The following is a 16,013-nucleotide window of genomic DNA, read 5'->3' on the forward strand; positions in this document are numbered from 1 at the left end:
ACAGACTCAGCCACGACGGCGCAAGCCCGCCCGAAGCACCAAGAGATTCACCCGAGGGGGCGCGAGCCGCCCGAAGCACCAACAGGCTCAGCCACGGCGGCGCGAGCCCGCCCGGAGCGCCAACAGGCTCAGCCGAGGCGGCGTGGGCCGGTGTCGAAGCGGCTGGGTTCGGGGCCGAAGCGGGCTCGGGCGTAGAGGATGGCGGCGGCGTTCGGGGAGGCGAGGACGGGGTCGAAGGATAGTTCGCGGATTTCTGGGAGGTCGTCGAAGAGGGCCGAGACGCGTTGGGCTAGTTCGGCTAGGGCAGGTTTGTCGACTCGGGGGCTGGCGGGGGTGCCGGATAGGAGGGGGGCCGCGCGGGGGGCGTCGATGAGGGCGGTGGCCTCGTCGGCGGTGAGTGGGAGCGCGCGGTAGGCGCGATCGCCGAGGAGTTCGATGATCATGCCGGAGAGGCCGAATTCGATGACCGAGCCGAAGGACGGGTCGTCCTGTACCCGAAGCACACAGCCGACACCGGGATTGGCCATCTTCTGGATGTGCACGGCCGGATCACCGCACAGCTCCACCAGATGCGAATAGGCCTGCCGTACTGCCTCGGGGCGCCACAGGTCGAGTCGGACGCCGCTTAGATCCGGTCGACGCCGCCACATTTCGCCGGTCGCCTTCGCCGCGACCGGATAGCCGAGTTCCTCGGCCGCGGCCACCGCCTCGTCGGCGCTGCGGACCTCACGGAACTCGACGACGCGAATGCCATAGCAGTCCAACAGGTCCACCGCCTCCAGGTCGGTCAGCCACCGGCCGTCGGACTCCCGCATCCATCCGGCGACCAACCGCTTGGCCCGGTCGGCATCGATGCCCGCCGGACGCACCACCGTCGAAACCGGTCTCGTGCGCCACTGCGCATACCGGCGCGCCCTGGCCAGCGCCCGCGCGGCCCGCTCCGGATCCGGATAGGACGGGATCGACCCGTGCACGGCAGCGCCGTTCGGACCACGCATCGCCAGCAGGTTCGGAATCCCTTGTTCGGCAACGAAAGTGGTGAGAATGGGTTTGCCCGAATCGGGTACGGCCTGCGCCGCCGCGCGAATGGCATCGGCGAATCCGGCCATCGGCAGCGGCACCGGCGGCGCGAAAACCACGATCACCGCGTCGATCTCGTCCGAGCGCAGGGCGGCGACCACCGCGTCCAGGTAGGCGCCCGGCGTCGCATCCGGACCCAGACTCACCGGATCGCCGACCGACTCCTCGTCCACCACCCGCTCGGTGGGGCGGGGACGGCGAATGTCCTCCAGCGGCACGGCGGCGGGCCGCCGCACCTCGAGACCTTCACCGCGCGCGGCGTCGACGGCCAGCCAGTTCAATGCCGCACTATTGCCGATCACGGCGACCCGGGGACCGGCGGGCAGCGGTTGATAGCCCAGTAGTGCCGCACAGTCGAACAGCTCCGAAATCGAGTCGACCTGAACGATTCCCGACTGCGCGAACAAGTCACGCACGATCGACCGGTCCATATCACCGGTCGGCTGGGCCCGCGCCGCCAACCGGCCGCTGCTCACCGCGACGATCGGTTTACTGCGGGCGACGCGACGCGCGATCCGGGAGAACTTGCGCGGATTACCGAAGCTCTCCAGATACAGCAGGATCACGTCGGTGGCGGAATCGGTATCCCAGTACTGCAGCAGATCGTTGCCGGATACGTCGGCGCGATTGCCCGCCGAGACGAAGGTCGACAATCCCAGGTTGCGCGCCGCGGCCTCACCGAGGATGGCCGCGCCCAACGGCCCGGATTGACAGAAGAATCCGATGCGCCCGCGCCCGGGCAGAACCGAGGCGAGGGTCGCGTTCAACGAGACCGCGGCATCGGTATTGGCGATGCCGAGCGCGCTCGGCCCGACCACCCGCATCCCGTGCCCGCGCGCCGCGGCGACCAGCTCGTGTTCGGCGACCACACCATCGGCGCCGGTCTCCCCGAAGCCCGCGGTCAACACGATCAACCCCTTGACGCCCTTGGCCATACAGTCGTCGAGGACCGAGCCGATCGCCTCCGGGGGCACCGCGACCACGGCCAGATCCACCTCGTCGGGGATATCGCGCACCGTCGGATAGGCCCGCACCCCGCGCACCGAGCGGCGGTTCGGATTGACCGGGAACACCGGCCCCTGGAACACCCCGGACAGCAGATTGGCCAAGATCACCCCGCCGACCCGGGCCGGGCCCATGGTGGCGCCGATCACCGCGACCGAACGCGGCGCGAGCAGATTGCCCACACTGCGCGCCTCGGAGGCGCGTTCGCGTGAATCCCGCACCGACAGCAGGGCTTCGGTGGGATCGATGGCGAATTCCAGATGCAGCACCGAGCCGTCCCTGCTGCGCTCCACCTGATAACCCGCGTCGCGGAAGACGGTGACCATTACGGTGTTCTCGGCGAGCACCTCGGCGACGAAGGTTTCGATCTTGTTCTCGGCGGCGGCTCCGGCCAGATGTTCGAGCAGGATCGAGCCGAGTCCGCGCCCCTGATGTTCGTCGGCCACCACGAACGCGACCTCGGCGGCGCGCGGACCCGGGCGGTCCGCCAGCAGTTCGTAGCGGCCGACCGCGATGATCGCCTCGCCCAGCACCAGCAGCAGCCCGACCCGGTCGTGATGGTCGACATGGGTGGAGCGGTACAGGTCCTTGGGCGAAATGCGCGGATACGGGCCGAAGTAGCGCAGATACCGGCTGCGATCCGACAGCGCCGCATGGAACTCCTGCAGCCGATCGGCGTCATCGGGCGTGATAGGGCGCAACCGCACCACGCCGCCGTCGGAGGCGAGCACATCGGCGAACCAGTGCTGCGGCGGCGGTGGCGGCACCAGCGGTGTGCTCGGGGAATCCGGGATGGGCGGGTTCTCAGTCACGGGCGTCCTCCGGATCCAGTCCGAGCAACCCGAAGGTGGCTCGGCGCGTGGCCAATACGGCCGTATCGATAGCGCGTTGCGCACGGTCGGTGCGCGCGTCCCCAGTTTCCCCGGTACCGCCGGGTCCGTCCCAACGGCGGAACGAGATGTCAGCACCGTCACCCATGGTGCGCGGCGGGTCGACGGTCGGGGCCGCGGTGCGGATCATATCGATCCAGTCCTGCGGCACCGCGGTTTCGGGTGCGATGGTGCGATCCAGCGCGGTGGCCAGCAGATGCGTCCAGGCGCGCGGCACGACGCGCACCACGCCGTAACCACCGCCCCCGACGGCGAGCCAACGGCCTTCGGCATATTCGTCGGCCAGATCGCGCATCGCGATGAACGCGGCGCGCTGACCGTCGACGGTCAGTTCCATATCCGCGAGCGGATCCTCGCGATGGGTGTCGACACCGCATTGGCTGACCACGATCTGCGGCCGGAACGCCGCCAGCGCGCCGGGCACGATCGCATGGAACCCGCGCAGCCACTGGGGATCCCGGGTGCCCGGCAGCACCGCCAGATTGATCGCGGTGCCTTCGGCGGCGCCGTGACCGGTCTCCTCCGGCCAGCCGGTATTGGGCCAGAGGGTGGCCGGATGCTGGTGGATGGAGATGGTCAGCACCCGCGGGTCGTGGTAGAAGGCGCGTTGCACACCATCGCCGTGGTGCACGTCGACATCGATGTAGGCGATCCGATCGAATCCGTTGTCCAGCAGCCAGGAGATGGCCACGGCCGCATCGTTGTATATGCAGAATCCGGCGGCCGAATCCGGCATCGCGTGGTGCATGCCGCCGCCGATGCTCACCGCGCGCCGGGTCCGCCCCTGGGCGATCTCACGCGCGGCGCTCAACGTGCCGCCGACGATCACCGAGGCCGCCTGATGCATCCGGGGGAACACCGGATTGTCCGGGGAACCGAGGCCGTACGGCGGTGCGAGCGGCGCACCGGCGGGCGGCGTGGCATGTTCGACGGCATCGATGTAGTCGGCGGTGTGGATGCGCAGCAGATCCGATACCTGCGCCTGCTCAGGCGCCAATCGCTCGACACCGTCGAGTAATCCGAGACTTTGCGCCAGCGCCATGGTGAACTTCAGGCGCGCCGGTTTCATGGGGTGTTCCGGCGTCCACGCGTAGTCGAGGAATCGGTCGGTCCAGACAACCGTCCCCGATCGCGACCCGAGATCACCTTCGTCGAGCGGCGCGGAGTACTCGCCGCGCGGTGCAGTGGCCATGCTCGCAACGCTACGCGGGAAGCTAACCGCCCCGTTGAGCGTTCGTATGCAGTAGAAATACAAGCAAGTGCGAACACGGCGGCAGGCCGTGCGCCGACAGGATTCCCACAGCGCAGTCACGGGTGTAGCGCGAGACCACGCGGCACACGGGGGTGCCGACGTGCGTGGGTAGAATTCGTGCCGACGAAGGGTTAACAGGTGAAGGATCTGGTCGACACCACGGAGATGTACCTCCGTACCATCTACGACCTCGAGGAAGAGGGCGTGGTGCCGCTGCGCGCGCGCATCGCCGAGCGCCTCGAACAGAGTGGTCCGACGGTCAGCCAGACCGTCGCGCGGATGGAACGCGACGGTCTGCTGCTGGTCGCCGGTGACCGCCATCTCGAGCTGACCGAGAAGGGCCGCAGCATGGCGGTCGCGGTCATGCGCAAGCATCGCCTCGCCGAGCGGCTGCTCGTCGACATCATCGGGCTCGACTGGCAGAACGTGCACGCCGAGGCGTGCCGCTGGGAGCACGTCATGAGCGAGGACGTCGAGCGGCGACTGGTCGAGGTGCTCAACCATCCGACCACCTCGCCCTACGGCAACCCGATTCCGGGCCTGGACGAGCTGGGCATCGCCCCGCCGTCCGCCGCCGAGGAGACCCTGGTGCGCCTGTCGGATCTGCCGCACGGCCAGGTGCACGCGGTCGTGGTGCGCCGCCTCGCCGAGCACATCCAGACCGATCCCGAGGTCATCGGCCAGCTGCGGGAGGCGGGCGTGGTGCCCGATGCCCGCGTGACGGTCGAGACCAAGCCCGGCTCGGCGGTCATCACCGTGCCCGGCCACGAGGGCTTCGAGCTCTCGGACGAAATGGCCCATGCCGTCCAGGTGAAGCTGGTCTGAGGCGTGAAACTTCTGGTCACGGGTGGCGCGGGCTACGTCGGTGGTGTCTGCGCACAGGTTCTGCTGGAATCCGGGCACGAGGTCGTGGTGGTCGACGATCTGTCGACCGGCAATGCCGACGGCGTGCCCGCCGAAGCGCGGTTCGTCGAGGGTGATGTCGCCCTGGCCGCGCCCGCACTGCTGGAAGCCGAATCCTTCGACGGTGTCCTGCATTTCGCCGCGCAGTCGCTGGTCGGCGAGTCGGTGCAGCAGCCGGAGAAGTACTGGCAGGGCAATGTGGTCAAGACCCTCGAGCTGCTGGAGGCGATGCGGCGCACCGGCACGCCCAAGCTGGTCTTCTCCTCGACCGCCGCCGTCTACGGCGAACCCGACCAGGTGCCGATCACCGAGGACGCGCCGACCCGGCCGACCAATCCCTACGGCGCCTCGAAACTCGCCATCGACCACGCCATCACCTCCTACTCGATCGCGCACGGGCTGGCCGCGACCAGCCTGCGCTACTTCAATGTCGCGGGCGCCTATGGCGGCCTCGGCGAAAACCGTGTGGTGGAAACCCATCTCATCCCCCTTGTACTGCAGGTCGCCCTCGGACATCGCAAGGCGATCTCGGTCTTCGGCACCGACTGGCCAACACCGGACGGCACCGCGGTCCGCGACTACATCCACATCCGCGACCTCGCCGAGGCCCATCTGCTGGCCCTGGCCACCGCGGAATCCGGCGCGCATCGCATCTTCAATCTCGGCAGCGGCACCGGTTTCTCGGTCCGCGAAGTGATCTCGGCCTGCGAACGCGTCACCGGCCTTCCGATCACCGCCCAGGACGCGCCGCGCCGCCCCGGCGATCCGGCCACCCTCATCGCCTCCAGCGACCGCGCCATCACCGACCTCGGCTGGCGGCCCGAGCACAACGACCTCGACGAAATCGTCGCCGACGCTTGGGAATTCCTGCGCGACCTCGGTCCGCGGGCACACAGCGCCGAGTAGGGCGCCGGGCCCGAGTCGAATGGTGGTCCGCACCCGGCACCAACCACCATTCGACTCACCTTGATCGTCATCGGGCGACAGGGCCCAGATCGATGCCGAGGTCGGCGGCGATGCCGAGGCCGCAGTAGGCCAAGCGGCGCAGGGTGTCCGGGCGCATTCCGGTGCGCAGGGAGATCTCGAGCAGGATCGCCATCGAATGGGCCGGGTCGGCGTCCAAAGCGGCTTGCAGGGCAATGCCCGCGAGGGGGCCGTCCCCGCGGATGTAGGCGCTATAGCCGAGCAGGGTTGCGGCATCGGCGCGGTCGCTGCCCGAAAGTGCTTGTGCCAGTGCCACCCACAGGTTTTCCGCGGCGGCGGCGTGGTCGGAGACGGCGAGTCCGAAAAGCGAGTCGCGGACCATCCGAGCACGCAGTGCGGCAGCCACTTCCGCGTATTCCCGGGCGGTGAGGGATACCCCGGAGTCGGTGTTGGCGATGTGCCACAGCACGTGTTCCAGCGCCCGCCGGTGATAGCCGTCGGGATCGCCGCGCCGCACGGCGGCCGCATACCGCTCGTGCGCGGCCGCGCGGGCGCTGTCGAGATGCGACGCAACCTGCCGCGCCAGCTCATCGTCGGTAGCGACCAGATCGGTAAGTTCCGAGCGGGCACCGCGGATCGGCCGCCCCTCGAGCACATGCGCCACCGTGACCATCGAGGTGGCCGGATCCGGCAGCGTCCCACGATGATTCGCATCCAGCAGACTCCACCACCGCTGGTCCGCCTCGATCGCGCGCACCGCCCAAGCGCCCTCCAGGAATACCTCGGCCTGTGCCAGCCGCCGCCCGAACGCGGCGATGAGCGTGCCCCACGCCCCGGGACTCGCCGTGCCGCCTCGGCGCGCGCGACGCGGTTCGCGCACCCGGTCATCGATGATCACCGCGAGCACCTCGGTCGCGCCCTCCGCGGCACAGATCTGCGAGACGCACTCCGCATACGCCGCCGCGAGACCCCGGCGACCGCCCTCCTGATCCAGATCGAAGCGCACTACGGCATCGATGATCGGACTGTGCCCCGGATCGGGCGCGCCCCGCAACACGGCGACCACCAGCGACCGCTCCGGCACGAACCCCACCATCGCGGGCACCGCCACAATCAATTCGCCGGGATCATCGACATGTAGCGCCCAGGCCGGACCGCGATCCCCGAAAACCGGCGGCGGTTCCGCGCAGGTACCCGTCGCGCGTCCGAAACCCCTTGTGCACTCCGATGATTCGTCCTCGTCGAGATCGGGGTCGAAGAAGGGTACCGAGTCGATCCTGGACCGTGTGCCACCCCGGGGACGAGGGGATTTGCGGAGGTGAACGGCTGGGCTCGCGCACAGACCGTCGCGAGGCGATGCGCCGTCGCCGGGATCTCCGAGGGCGGGAGCGGGATTCGTCGAAGTTGTCATGCGCCGAGAATGCGCTCCCCCGCCACCGCGGCCGAGGCGGCGACCTGGGCTTATCTGGGGATTATTCTGCCCTGTGGAAATCGCTTGGTCTGTGTACGAATTGGCCCATGAACGAAGAAATCCCGATAACCGTGTCGGTGCTATCTGCTATTGTCCCGCCGCGAGCCCCTGCCGCCGATCGGCAAAGTCTCACCCCTTCTTCGCCTTTCGCACCGCCGTCGTGAACAGCTCGTCCAACGCCGCCGTATCCGGCTTCGCATCGCTGAATGACATGTAGGTCACCGCGATTCGCACATCCCCGACCTGCCCGGTCAGCGTCTGCATCGACTGTGTCAGCCCCGGTGTGCTCACCTGCGGCACTACCGTCCGGCGCAGTGCGAGGGTGTCGTCGGCGTCGATCGGTGGCGGCGCCTGCAGTTCGGTGCTCACCGTCGTCGTCGCGCCCGCCCGGCTGACCCGAACCTGCTGACACCGCTTCAACTGATCACGCAGTGCCGACAGCGGCTGCGCGGACCTGGTCAGCTCGACGGTCATCGTGACGCGCGTCTCGTTGTCGGTGCCCACCGCGACGGCGGTCTGATTCGGGCCGAATTGCTGAGCGGGCGGCGCACATCCATCGGGCTGCACCGTCGAACCGCGCCCGACCCCGGTCAGATCCCCCGACGCCTGCGCGGCCGCCTCCGGTGGCAGCACCACCGCCTCGTACCGGGCCGGGAACTGCCCCGGATCGGGCAATAACGTCGAAAGCTGCGCCGCCACATGCTGGGTCACCGAATTCGGTCCGGAGCCGACCGGATGCCCGGTCACCGTCGACGCGCACCCGGTGAGCAGCGCAGCACTCGCGGCGAGGGCTATCCAACCCGATGCCGCGAATCCGCGTGGCCGCCTGCACGTCGAATTCGGCACATTCACCGGTCCACTGTGCCAAACTCCCCGTGCCCGCCCGCGGATGCCACGCCGATCGTCCCGAACGACCTGCAAGCAGTAGCTAGCCGATCGTTTCGGGCGACTCGCGAGCAGTCGCTAGCCGACCCTTTCGAGCGACCTGCCAGCAGTCGCTACGGCCCGGGGCGGGAATGCGTGGGGCATCACCGATGTTGCCCCCACTTATGGGTCGGTGTCGCCCGTGGTAACCGGTGTCGGTCTCATGGGGGACAATGGACAGTGGTTGACCGCCGCGAATTGCCCAACAGGCCTAGGACCTGGAAGTTCTCGGCACCAAGCGGCTCGCATCGGTGAACCGCGCAGGAAGGGAGTACGCGATGGACCACGAGTCGCGAATGTACGAGTTGGAATTCCCAGCTCCACGGCTGTCGAATGACGACGGCCTGGGTCCGGTCCTGGTACACGGACTGGAGGGCTTCACCGATGCCGGGCATGCGGTGCGGCTGGCCACGACGCACCTGCGCGAGAGCCTCGAAAGCGAACTGGTCGCCTCGTTCGATGTCGACGAGTTGCTGGACTACCGATCGCGTCGTCCGCTGATGACGTTCAAGACCGATCACTTCTCCGACTACGCCGAGCCCGAACTGAATCTATGGGCGCTGCGCGATACTTCGGGCACCCCCTTCCTGCTGCTATCGGGGCTCGAACCGGACCTGCGCTGGGAGAAGTTCACCACCGCGGTGCGTCTGCTCGCCGAACAACTCGGCGTGCGCCGCAGCATCGGCCTGAGCGCGATTCCGATGGCGATCCCGCACACCCGCCCGCTCGGCATCACCGCGCACTCCTCCGATCGCGACCTCATCGCCGACCACCAGCGCTGGCCGGGCGAGCTACAGGTGCCGGGCAGCGCGTCCTCGCTGCTGGAGTACCGGATGGCCCAACACGGCCACGAGTCCGTCGGTTTCTCGGTGCACGTGCCGCATTATCTCGCGCAGACCGCCTACCCCGAGGCCGCGCAGACCCTGCTGGAGCACGTCGCCGACAACGCGGGCCTCGAGATTCCCCTGGCAGCGCTCGGCGAGGCCGCCGCGCGGGTCCGTGAGCAGGTCAACGAGCACATCGCGGGCAATTCCGAGGTCGAGACCGTCGTGCACGCGCTCGAGCGCCAGTACGACAGCTTCGTCACCGCACAGGAACGCCAGTCGAGTCTGCTCGTCGGTGACGGCGAACTGCCCAGCGGCGATGAATTGGGCGCCGAGTTCGAGCGGTTCCTGGCCGAACAGGGCGGCTACGACGGGGACGGGGACGAACAGTCCAACTGACCCGATCACCCTAACGGCGCCGTAGACGGCTGCCCGTAGGGTGGTCGGAGTGGATCTGACCGAACTGCTCGAGATACCGGGAACCGACGCCGACGCGCTCTACGAATCCTTCGGGACGTGGGCGGCCGAGCAGGGCACCGCGTTGTATCCGGCGCAGGACGAGGCGCTGCTGGAGTTGGCGTCCGGGTCCAATGTCATCCTGGCCACCCCCACCGGGTCCGGTAAATCCCTGGTCGCGGTCGGCGCGCATCTGTTCGCGCTGACCCGCGGCCTGCGCACCTACTACACCGCCCCCATCAAGGCCCTGGTCAGCGAGAAATTCTTCGCCCTGTGCGATGTGTTCGGCGCTGATCGGGTCGGCATGGTGACCGGTGACGCGGCGGTGAATCCGGAAGCGCCGATCATCTGCGCCACCGCCGAGATATTGGCAAACCTCGCCCTACGCGAGGGATCGGCCGCCGATGTCGGCCAGGTCGTGATGGACGAATTCCACTTCTACGCCGATCCGGACCGCGGCTGGGCCTGGCAGGTGCCGCTGCTGGAACTCCCGCGCGCCCAGTTCCTGCTCATGTCGGCCACTCTCGGCGAGGTCGACTTCTTCGCGGCCGATCTGGAACGCCGCACGGGCAACCCGACCGCCATCGTCGCGGGCACCGAACGGCCTGTCCCGCTGAGCTTTTCCTACGCGCGCACGCCCATCACCGAAACCCTGGAAGACCTGGTCACCACGAACCAGTCACCGGTGTACGTCGTGCACTTCACCCAGGCAGCGGCACTGGAACGCGCACAGGCGCTGACCAGCGTGAACTTCGCCACTCGCGCCGAAAAGGACGCCATCGCAACGGCCCTCGGCGATTTCCGGTTCTCCTCCGGATTCGGCAAGACCCTGTCCCGGCTGATCCGCCACGGCATCGGCGTGCACCACGCGGGCATGCTGCCCAAGTACCGCCGCCTGGTCGAGCGCCTGGCCCAGGACGGTCTGCTGAAGGTGGTGTGCGGCACCGATACCCTCGGCGTCGGCATCAACGTGCCGATCCGCACCGTGCTACTCACCGGCCTGACCAAATACGACGGTGTGCGCACCCGCAGGCTCAAGGCGCGCGAATTCCACCAGATCGCGGGCCGCGCGGGCCGGGCCGGCTACGACACCATGGGCACCGTCGTCGTGCAGGCCCCCGATCACGAGGTGGAGAACACCCGGCTGCTGGCCAAGGCGGGCGACGATCCGAAGAAACAACGCAAGGTGGTGCGCCGGAAACCGCCGGAGGGCTTCGTCTCCTGGAGCGAGGACACCTTCGACCGTCTCGTCGCCGCATCCCCCGAACCGATGGTGTCGCGCTTCAACGTGACGAATTCCATGTTGCTCAACGTGATCGCCCGCCCGGGCAATTGCTTCGACGCCATGCGCCACCTCCTGGAAGACAACCACGAGCCCCGCCCCGCCCAACGCAGACACATCCTGCGCGCCATCCGCCTGTACCGTGCCCTGCGCGATGCCGGTGTGGTGCAACAACTCCCCGAACCCGACGCACAGGGCCGCCGGGCCAGGCTCACCGTCGACCTGCAACGCGATTTCGCCCTCGACCAACCCCTGTCCCCGTTCGCCCTGGCCGCACTCGAGCTGCTGGACCAGGACGCCCCGAGCTACACCCTCGATGTCATCTCCCTGATCGAATCGACACTCGAGGATCCGCGCCAGCTGCTCATGGCCCAGCAGCACAAGGCCCGCGGCCAGGCGATCAACGAAATGAAGGCCGACGGCATCGAATACGACGAACGCATGGAACTCCTGGAGGAGGTCACCTGGCCCAAACCCCTGGCCGAACTCATCGAACCCGCCTTCGAGACCTACCGGGCCGGGCACCCCTGGATGTCGGAGTTCGCCCCATCCCCCAAATCGGTCGTCCGCGACATGATCGAACGCTCGATGACCTTCGCCGAGCTGATCTCGCACTATGAACTGGCCCGCTCAGAGGGTGTGGTGCTGCGCTACCTCGCCGACGCCTACCGCGCGCTGCGCCGCACCGTGCCGGAATCCGCGCGCACCGAGGACCTCGACGATATGACCGAATGGCTGGGCGAGCTTGTCCGCCAGGTGGATTCGAGTCTGCTCGACGAATGGGAGCAGCTGACGAACCCGGGCGCGGAGACCGACGCGGATCAGCTCGCCTTCGGCGCGGAGTCGGTGCGCCCGATCTCGGCCAACGAACGCGCCTTCAAGGTGATGATCCGCAATGCCATGTTCCGCCGCGTCGAACTCGCCGCGCTGCGCCGCTGGGAGGCCCTGGCCGAGTTGGGCACGGGACCGGACTGGGAGGCGGAGCTGACGCCTTATTTCGACGAATACGAGAGCATCGGCACCGGTCCCGACGCCCGCGGTCCGCAACTGTTCCAGGTGGAACAACGCCCCGGTTTCTGGCACGTGCGCCAGGTGCTCGATGATCCGGCGGACGAGCATGGCTGGGCGCTCGCGGCAGTGGTCGATCTCGCCGAGTCCGACGCCGCGGGCGAGATCGTATTCGACGAGGTCACGGTAGTCGCGGGGTGATCATGGTCAAGGTGTCGTCAACGAGTTAGTTAACCGGGGCATCGCGCTGATACTCTCTCGCGCGGTGCCCGAACGAAGGCCGCCCCCCAAACGACGGAGAGTTCCCTTAGATTGACCGGCTCAAACATGCCCGAATCGCCCTATCTGGTCATCGACCCGGAGCGAGTGCGCGATAACTACCGCGCACTCGCGGTCGCGGTACCCGGGGCACGAATTCGCTTCGCGGTCAAGGCGAGCCCGGTCCCAGAACTCATCCGGCTGCTCGACGAGCATGGCGCGGAGTTCGACGTCGCCAGCGTCGGCGAGATCGAACTGTGCCTGCGCGAGGGCGTCGACCCGGCCCGCATGTGCTACGGGAACCCGATCAAGAAGGCTGCCCATATCGCCGCCGCCTACGCCGCGGGCGTGCGCCGCTACGCCTTCGACACCGAGGACGATCTGCTGCGCATCGTCGAGCACGCGCCGGGCTCGGAGGTCGAATGCCGGTTCCTGTCCTCGGCGCCGCAGTCGACGACGCCCTTCGGCACCAAATTCGGCTGCTCCCCGACCGAGGCGCTGCGCCTGCTGGTGCGCGCCCGCGATCTCGGACTGATCGTCGGGGGTCCGTATTTCCACGTCGGGTCCCAGCAGACCGACCCGAGTGCCTGGCGGATCGGCATCGAACAGGCCGGTCGCATCGCTGAAGCGTTGGCGGACAAAGATATTCGGGTGCGTTCGGTGAATATCGGTGGCGGCCTGCCCATTTCCTACGTCGAGGCGGCGCCCGCACTCGACGAGATCGGGGCCGTCATCGCCGCGGCCACCGCCGAATTCCTCCCCGAGACCGCCGGACTCGTCGTCGAGCCCGGCCGCGCGCTCGTCGGTTCGGCGGGCACCATTCACGCCGAGGTCATCGGCGTGCGCATCGCGCCGGACGGACGGCGCTGGGTGTATCTCGACATCGGCCGCTACAACGGAATGGCCGAGACCGAGAACGAGTACATCGCATACCGCTTCGTCACCGAACGTGACGGAGATCCCGTGGACGAGGCGGTGGTGGCCGGACCGACCTGTGATGGCGACGATGTACTGTATCAACGCACGAAGGTCCTTCTTCCGACCTCGTTGCGAGCCGGTGATCGCATCCAGATCCTCGATACCGGCGCCTATACCGCGAGCTATTCGTCGGTGTCCTTCAATGGTTTTCCGCCCTTGACCGTTCATGTCTCGGGCGCTGAGCGAGAGTGAGTTTGCCCATGACGGCGGAATTCACCGGCTGGCATGTGCTGGCCGAGTTCGGTGGTGTCGACGCGACCCTCTGCGACGACCTCGAACGACTCGAATCGGCGTTGCGCGAGTCTCTGATCGCCGCGGGCGTCACCATCTGCGATGTCGTACACAAGAAGTTCGATCCGCAGGGGGTGACTGTCCTCGCGCTGTTGTCGGAGTCTCACGCCTCGATTCACACTTATCCGGAGTCCGGCGACATCTTTGTCGACGTCTTCACCTGCGGAAGTATCGGCGCCGGCGCGTCGAAAGCTGTCGAGCTACTGCGAGATAAGTTGTCTCCCAAGGATGTTCGCATGCAGGTCATCCAGCGTGGGCACGGCTCCACGCGGATCGAGGAGCCGGTCGGCAACGGCCTGACCCGCATCTGGGATCTGCACGAGGTCATCGTCGACACCCATACTCCGTTCCAGCACATGGTGATCGCGCGCACCGAACAGGGCATCAGCCTGTTCTCCGACGACGATCGCCAGTCCACGGAGTTCTCCCAGCTGACCTATCACGAGGCGATGATGGTCCCCGCCTTCGCGCTGGCCGCGAAGCTGGAGAAGGTCCTGATCATCGGTTCGGGTGAGGGTGTGGCCAGCCAGATGTCGGTCGCCGCTGGCGCGACGCTGGTGGATCACGTCGATATCGACCAGCGCGAGGTCGAGCTGTGCGCCGAGCACCTGCCCTACGGCTACACCAGCGACGAGCTGGCCGCCGCGGTGCGCGGCGACGGCCCGATCAAGGTGCACTACGCCGATGGTTGGGACTTCCTGGCCAATGCGGCCGAGGCGGGCACCCGCTACGACGTCATCGTCATCGATCTGCCCGATGAGCGGGTCGAGGACGCGCAGCACAACCGCCTCTACGAATCGGAGTTCCTGTCGCGATGTCGGGCCCTGCTCGCGCCCGGCGGCGTGCTCAGCGCGCAGGCCGGTTGCGCGACGATGTGGCGCAACGAGACGTTGAAGCGGTCCTGGAAGCGCTTCCATGAACAGTTCGCCACCGTGGTGCAGTACGGCAGCGATGAGCACGAGTGGACATTCCTGTTCGGGTTGAACGAGCGGATCGATGACCCGGTGCCCGCGATGACCGATCGACTGGTCACGCTGCCCTACCGCGCCGAGACGGTCGACGCGCGGGCGCTGGTGCGTGGCGCGATCGAACCGCACGCGCTGCGCGTATCGCAGTAACCTCGAATCGCACCGGCTCCCAAGGAATTTCCCATGGAGCCGGTGCGCTTCGGCGTTGCGGGGTCAGGTCTTCGCTGGTTCCGCTACGGGCGTCTCGCCGTCGGGCCCGCAAACCAGGCCATCGCGCCACGGTTGCCGGGGTTATGGCGTGAAGCGGATCTCGCTGTGTCGGGGCGGAGCTGTGGTCGCGTAGCGGATCTGCTGGTTGCCCGGCCGCGTGCGCTGCCACCGACCGAACCGCTGTACGAGTACGGCGATGGACAGTGCGCCGGTCAGCAGCGCCATCGGTTCGCCGATGCATTTTCGTTTGCCGCTGCCGAAGGGCAGGCGGGCGGGTCCGAGGGCGATGAACAGCTGGTCGCCCTGACGCAGCGGGCGACCGGCCAATTCGGTATCGACCACGACATGACGGAAGATGAGCGGGAACGAGGGCCGCTGTGCCACAACGTCGCCGAAAAACGATGTGAGCAGCGGCAACCGGGCGAGGTCGGCTGCGGCCGGTACCCGATTCACCAGCGTTTGTTCGACCTCGGTCCGCAATTCGGCCAGCTCGGCGGGATTGTCGGCCAGCCGCACACATGCCCACGCCTGAGCGCATGCCGTACTGTCGAAACCCGCCATCAAGTGGCTTATCACCTGATCGCGTATCCGCTGAACCGGAAGTTCCGGACGCACCCGCAGTAGATGTCCGAGCAGGTCACCCCCGAAATCGTTCAATGCGCGACGCCGGTCGATGATGGCGTGGACCTCGGCGTCCATGGCCGCGATGGCGCGCCGATACCTGCCGCCGCCGATCCGGAACCACTGCTTGCGCTGGCTGTCGAAGATCGGCTGGGCCAATCGCACCAGGGTCGCGCAGTCGACGGTCTGACCGAAAAGGTGTTGCGCCAGTAGCTCCACATTGAGCAGTTTGAATTCGGTGAACACGTCGACGGCTCGGTTCGGCCGCCAGCTGTCGACGCGGTCGTTCAGTCGGCGCACACTCTCGTGCGCGAGCGGCGCCAGCTCGGCAGCCGCGAACGCGGGATTCGTGTGTTCACGCAAGGTCCGCCAGAGTTGCCGATCGTTGATCACGAACAAGCCCTCGTCGCCGGTTGCCTTACGGATAATGCGGTAGATCGGACCACCCTTGTCGAATTCGCCCGCACCGGTACGCAATACACGGTCGATGAGATCGCTGTCGGTGATCAGCCAAGACCGGCCCGGCAATGGCATCCTGACCCGCATGATCCCGCCGTTGCGCCGCGTCCGCGCGATCAGTGCGGACGGAATGTCACGCTCGACAATCGCCCGTCTCCAACCGATCTCGGCTCGAACCTCACCGGGCATAGCTGCTCCTGGACCGGATA

General features: G+C 67.6%; 11 protein-coding genes. 6 read left to right on the forward strand and 5 right to left on the reverse strand.

The features are described from left to right. Positions 1-128: 128 nt before the first annotated feature. A complete protein-coding gene (locus ACHQ4I_RS40530; protein WP_420777220.1) occupies positions 129-2,897 on the reverse strand; it encodes a bifunctional acetate--CoA ligase family protein/GNAT family N-acetyltransferase in 2,769 nt (922 codons plus the stop codon). Then, complete coding sequence (locus tag ACHQ4I_RS40535) at positions 2,890-4,044, reverse strand: acetoin utilization protein AcuC (RefSeq protein WP_420777449.1); 1,155 nt, start codon at positions 4,042-4,044, stop codon at positions 2,890-2,892. Before ACHQ4I_RS40535 ends, ACHQ4I_RS40530 begins: the two co-directional genes overlap by 8 nt. A 321-nt stretch (positions 4,045-4,365) precedes the next feature. Between ACHQ4I_RS40535 and ACHQ4I_RS40540 the strand changes: the two genes are divergently transcribed. Both ACHQ4I_RS40540 and galE read left to right on the forward strand, forming a co-directional pair. Beyond that, the gene (locus tag ACHQ4I_RS40540; RefSeq protein WP_420777221.1) at positions 4,366-5,052 is read left to right on the forward strand and encodes an iron-dependent transcriptional repressor DtxR; all 687 of its coding nucleotides are present in this window, start codon (positions 4,366-4,368) and stop codon (positions 5,050-5,052) included. A gap of 3 nt (positions 5,053-5,055) precedes the next feature. Beyond that, entirely contained in the window at positions 5,056-6,036 is a 981-nt protein-coding gene (gene galE / locus ACHQ4I_RS40545; RefSeq protein WP_420777222.1) for a UDP-glucose 4-epimerase GalE, read from the forward strand. Positions 6,037-6,103: 67 nt separating this feature from the next. On the opposite strand, the gene ACHQ4I_RS40550 is transcribed toward galE, so the two are convergent. Both ACHQ4I_RS40550 and ACHQ4I_RS40555 read right to left on the reverse strand, forming a co-directional pair. Continuing rightward, entirely contained in the window at positions 6,104-7,171 is a 1,068-nt protein-coding gene (locus ACHQ4I_RS40550) for a DUF4192 domain-containing protein (protein ID WP_420777450.1), read from the reverse strand. Between the two features lie 483 nt (positions 7,172-7,654). Continuing rightward, on the reverse strand, positions 7,655-8,377 hold the full coding sequence (locus tag ACHQ4I_RS40555) for a DUF5642 family protein (RefSeq protein WP_420777223.1): 723 nt from the start codon (positions 8,375-8,377) through the stop codon (positions 7,655-7,657). Between the two features lie 350 nt (positions 8,378-8,727). Here ACHQ4I_RS40555 and ACHQ4I_RS40560 point away from each other — a divergent pair, with 350 nt between their 5' ends. The 4 genes from ACHQ4I_RS40560 to speD all read left to right on the forward strand — a co-directional run bounded on the left by ACHQ4I_RS40560 (position 8,728) and on the right by speD (position 14,664). Further along, on the forward strand, positions 8,728-9,672 hold the full coding sequence (locus ACHQ4I_RS40560; protein WP_420777224.1) for a PAC2 family protein: 945 nt from the start codon (positions 8,728-8,730) through the stop codon (positions 9,670-9,672). Positions 9,673-9,721: 49 nt separating this feature from the next. Then, on the forward strand, positions 9,722-12,220 hold the full coding sequence (locus tag ACHQ4I_RS40565) for a DEAD/DEAH box helicase (protein WP_420777225.1): 2,499 nt from the start codon (positions 9,722-9,724) through the stop codon (positions 12,218-12,220). Between the two features lie 126 nt (positions 12,221-12,346). Further along, positions 12,347-13,447 carry a type III PLP-dependent enzyme gene (locus ACHQ4I_RS40570; RefSeq protein ID WP_420777226.1) on the forward strand — a complete coding sequence of 367 codons (1,101 nt, stop codon included), beginning with the start codon at positions 12,347-12,349 and terminating at the stop codon, positions 13,445-13,447. 8 nt (positions 13,448-13,455) lie between these two features. Further along, complete coding sequence (gene speD, locus ACHQ4I_RS40575; RefSeq protein ID WP_420777227.1) at positions 13,456-14,664, forward strand: adenosylmethionine decarboxylase; 1,209 nt, start codon at positions 13,456-13,458, stop codon at positions 14,662-14,664. A gap of 141 nt (positions 14,665-14,805) precedes the next feature. Here speD and ACHQ4I_RS40580 read toward each other — a convergent pair whose 3' ends face one another. Then, complete coding sequence (locus tag ACHQ4I_RS40580) at positions 14,806-15,993, reverse strand: cytochrome P450 (protein WP_420777228.1); 1,188 nt, start codon at positions 15,991-15,993, stop codon at positions 14,806-14,808. Positions 15,994-16,013: the final 20 nt, after the last annotated feature.

It is taken from the genome of Nocardia nepalensis (assembly GCF_048910785.1).
In the GTDB taxonomy this organism is placed as follows: domain Bacteria; phylum Actinomycetota; class Actinomycetes; order Mycobacteriales; family Mycobacteriaceae; genus Nocardia; species Nocardia nepalensis.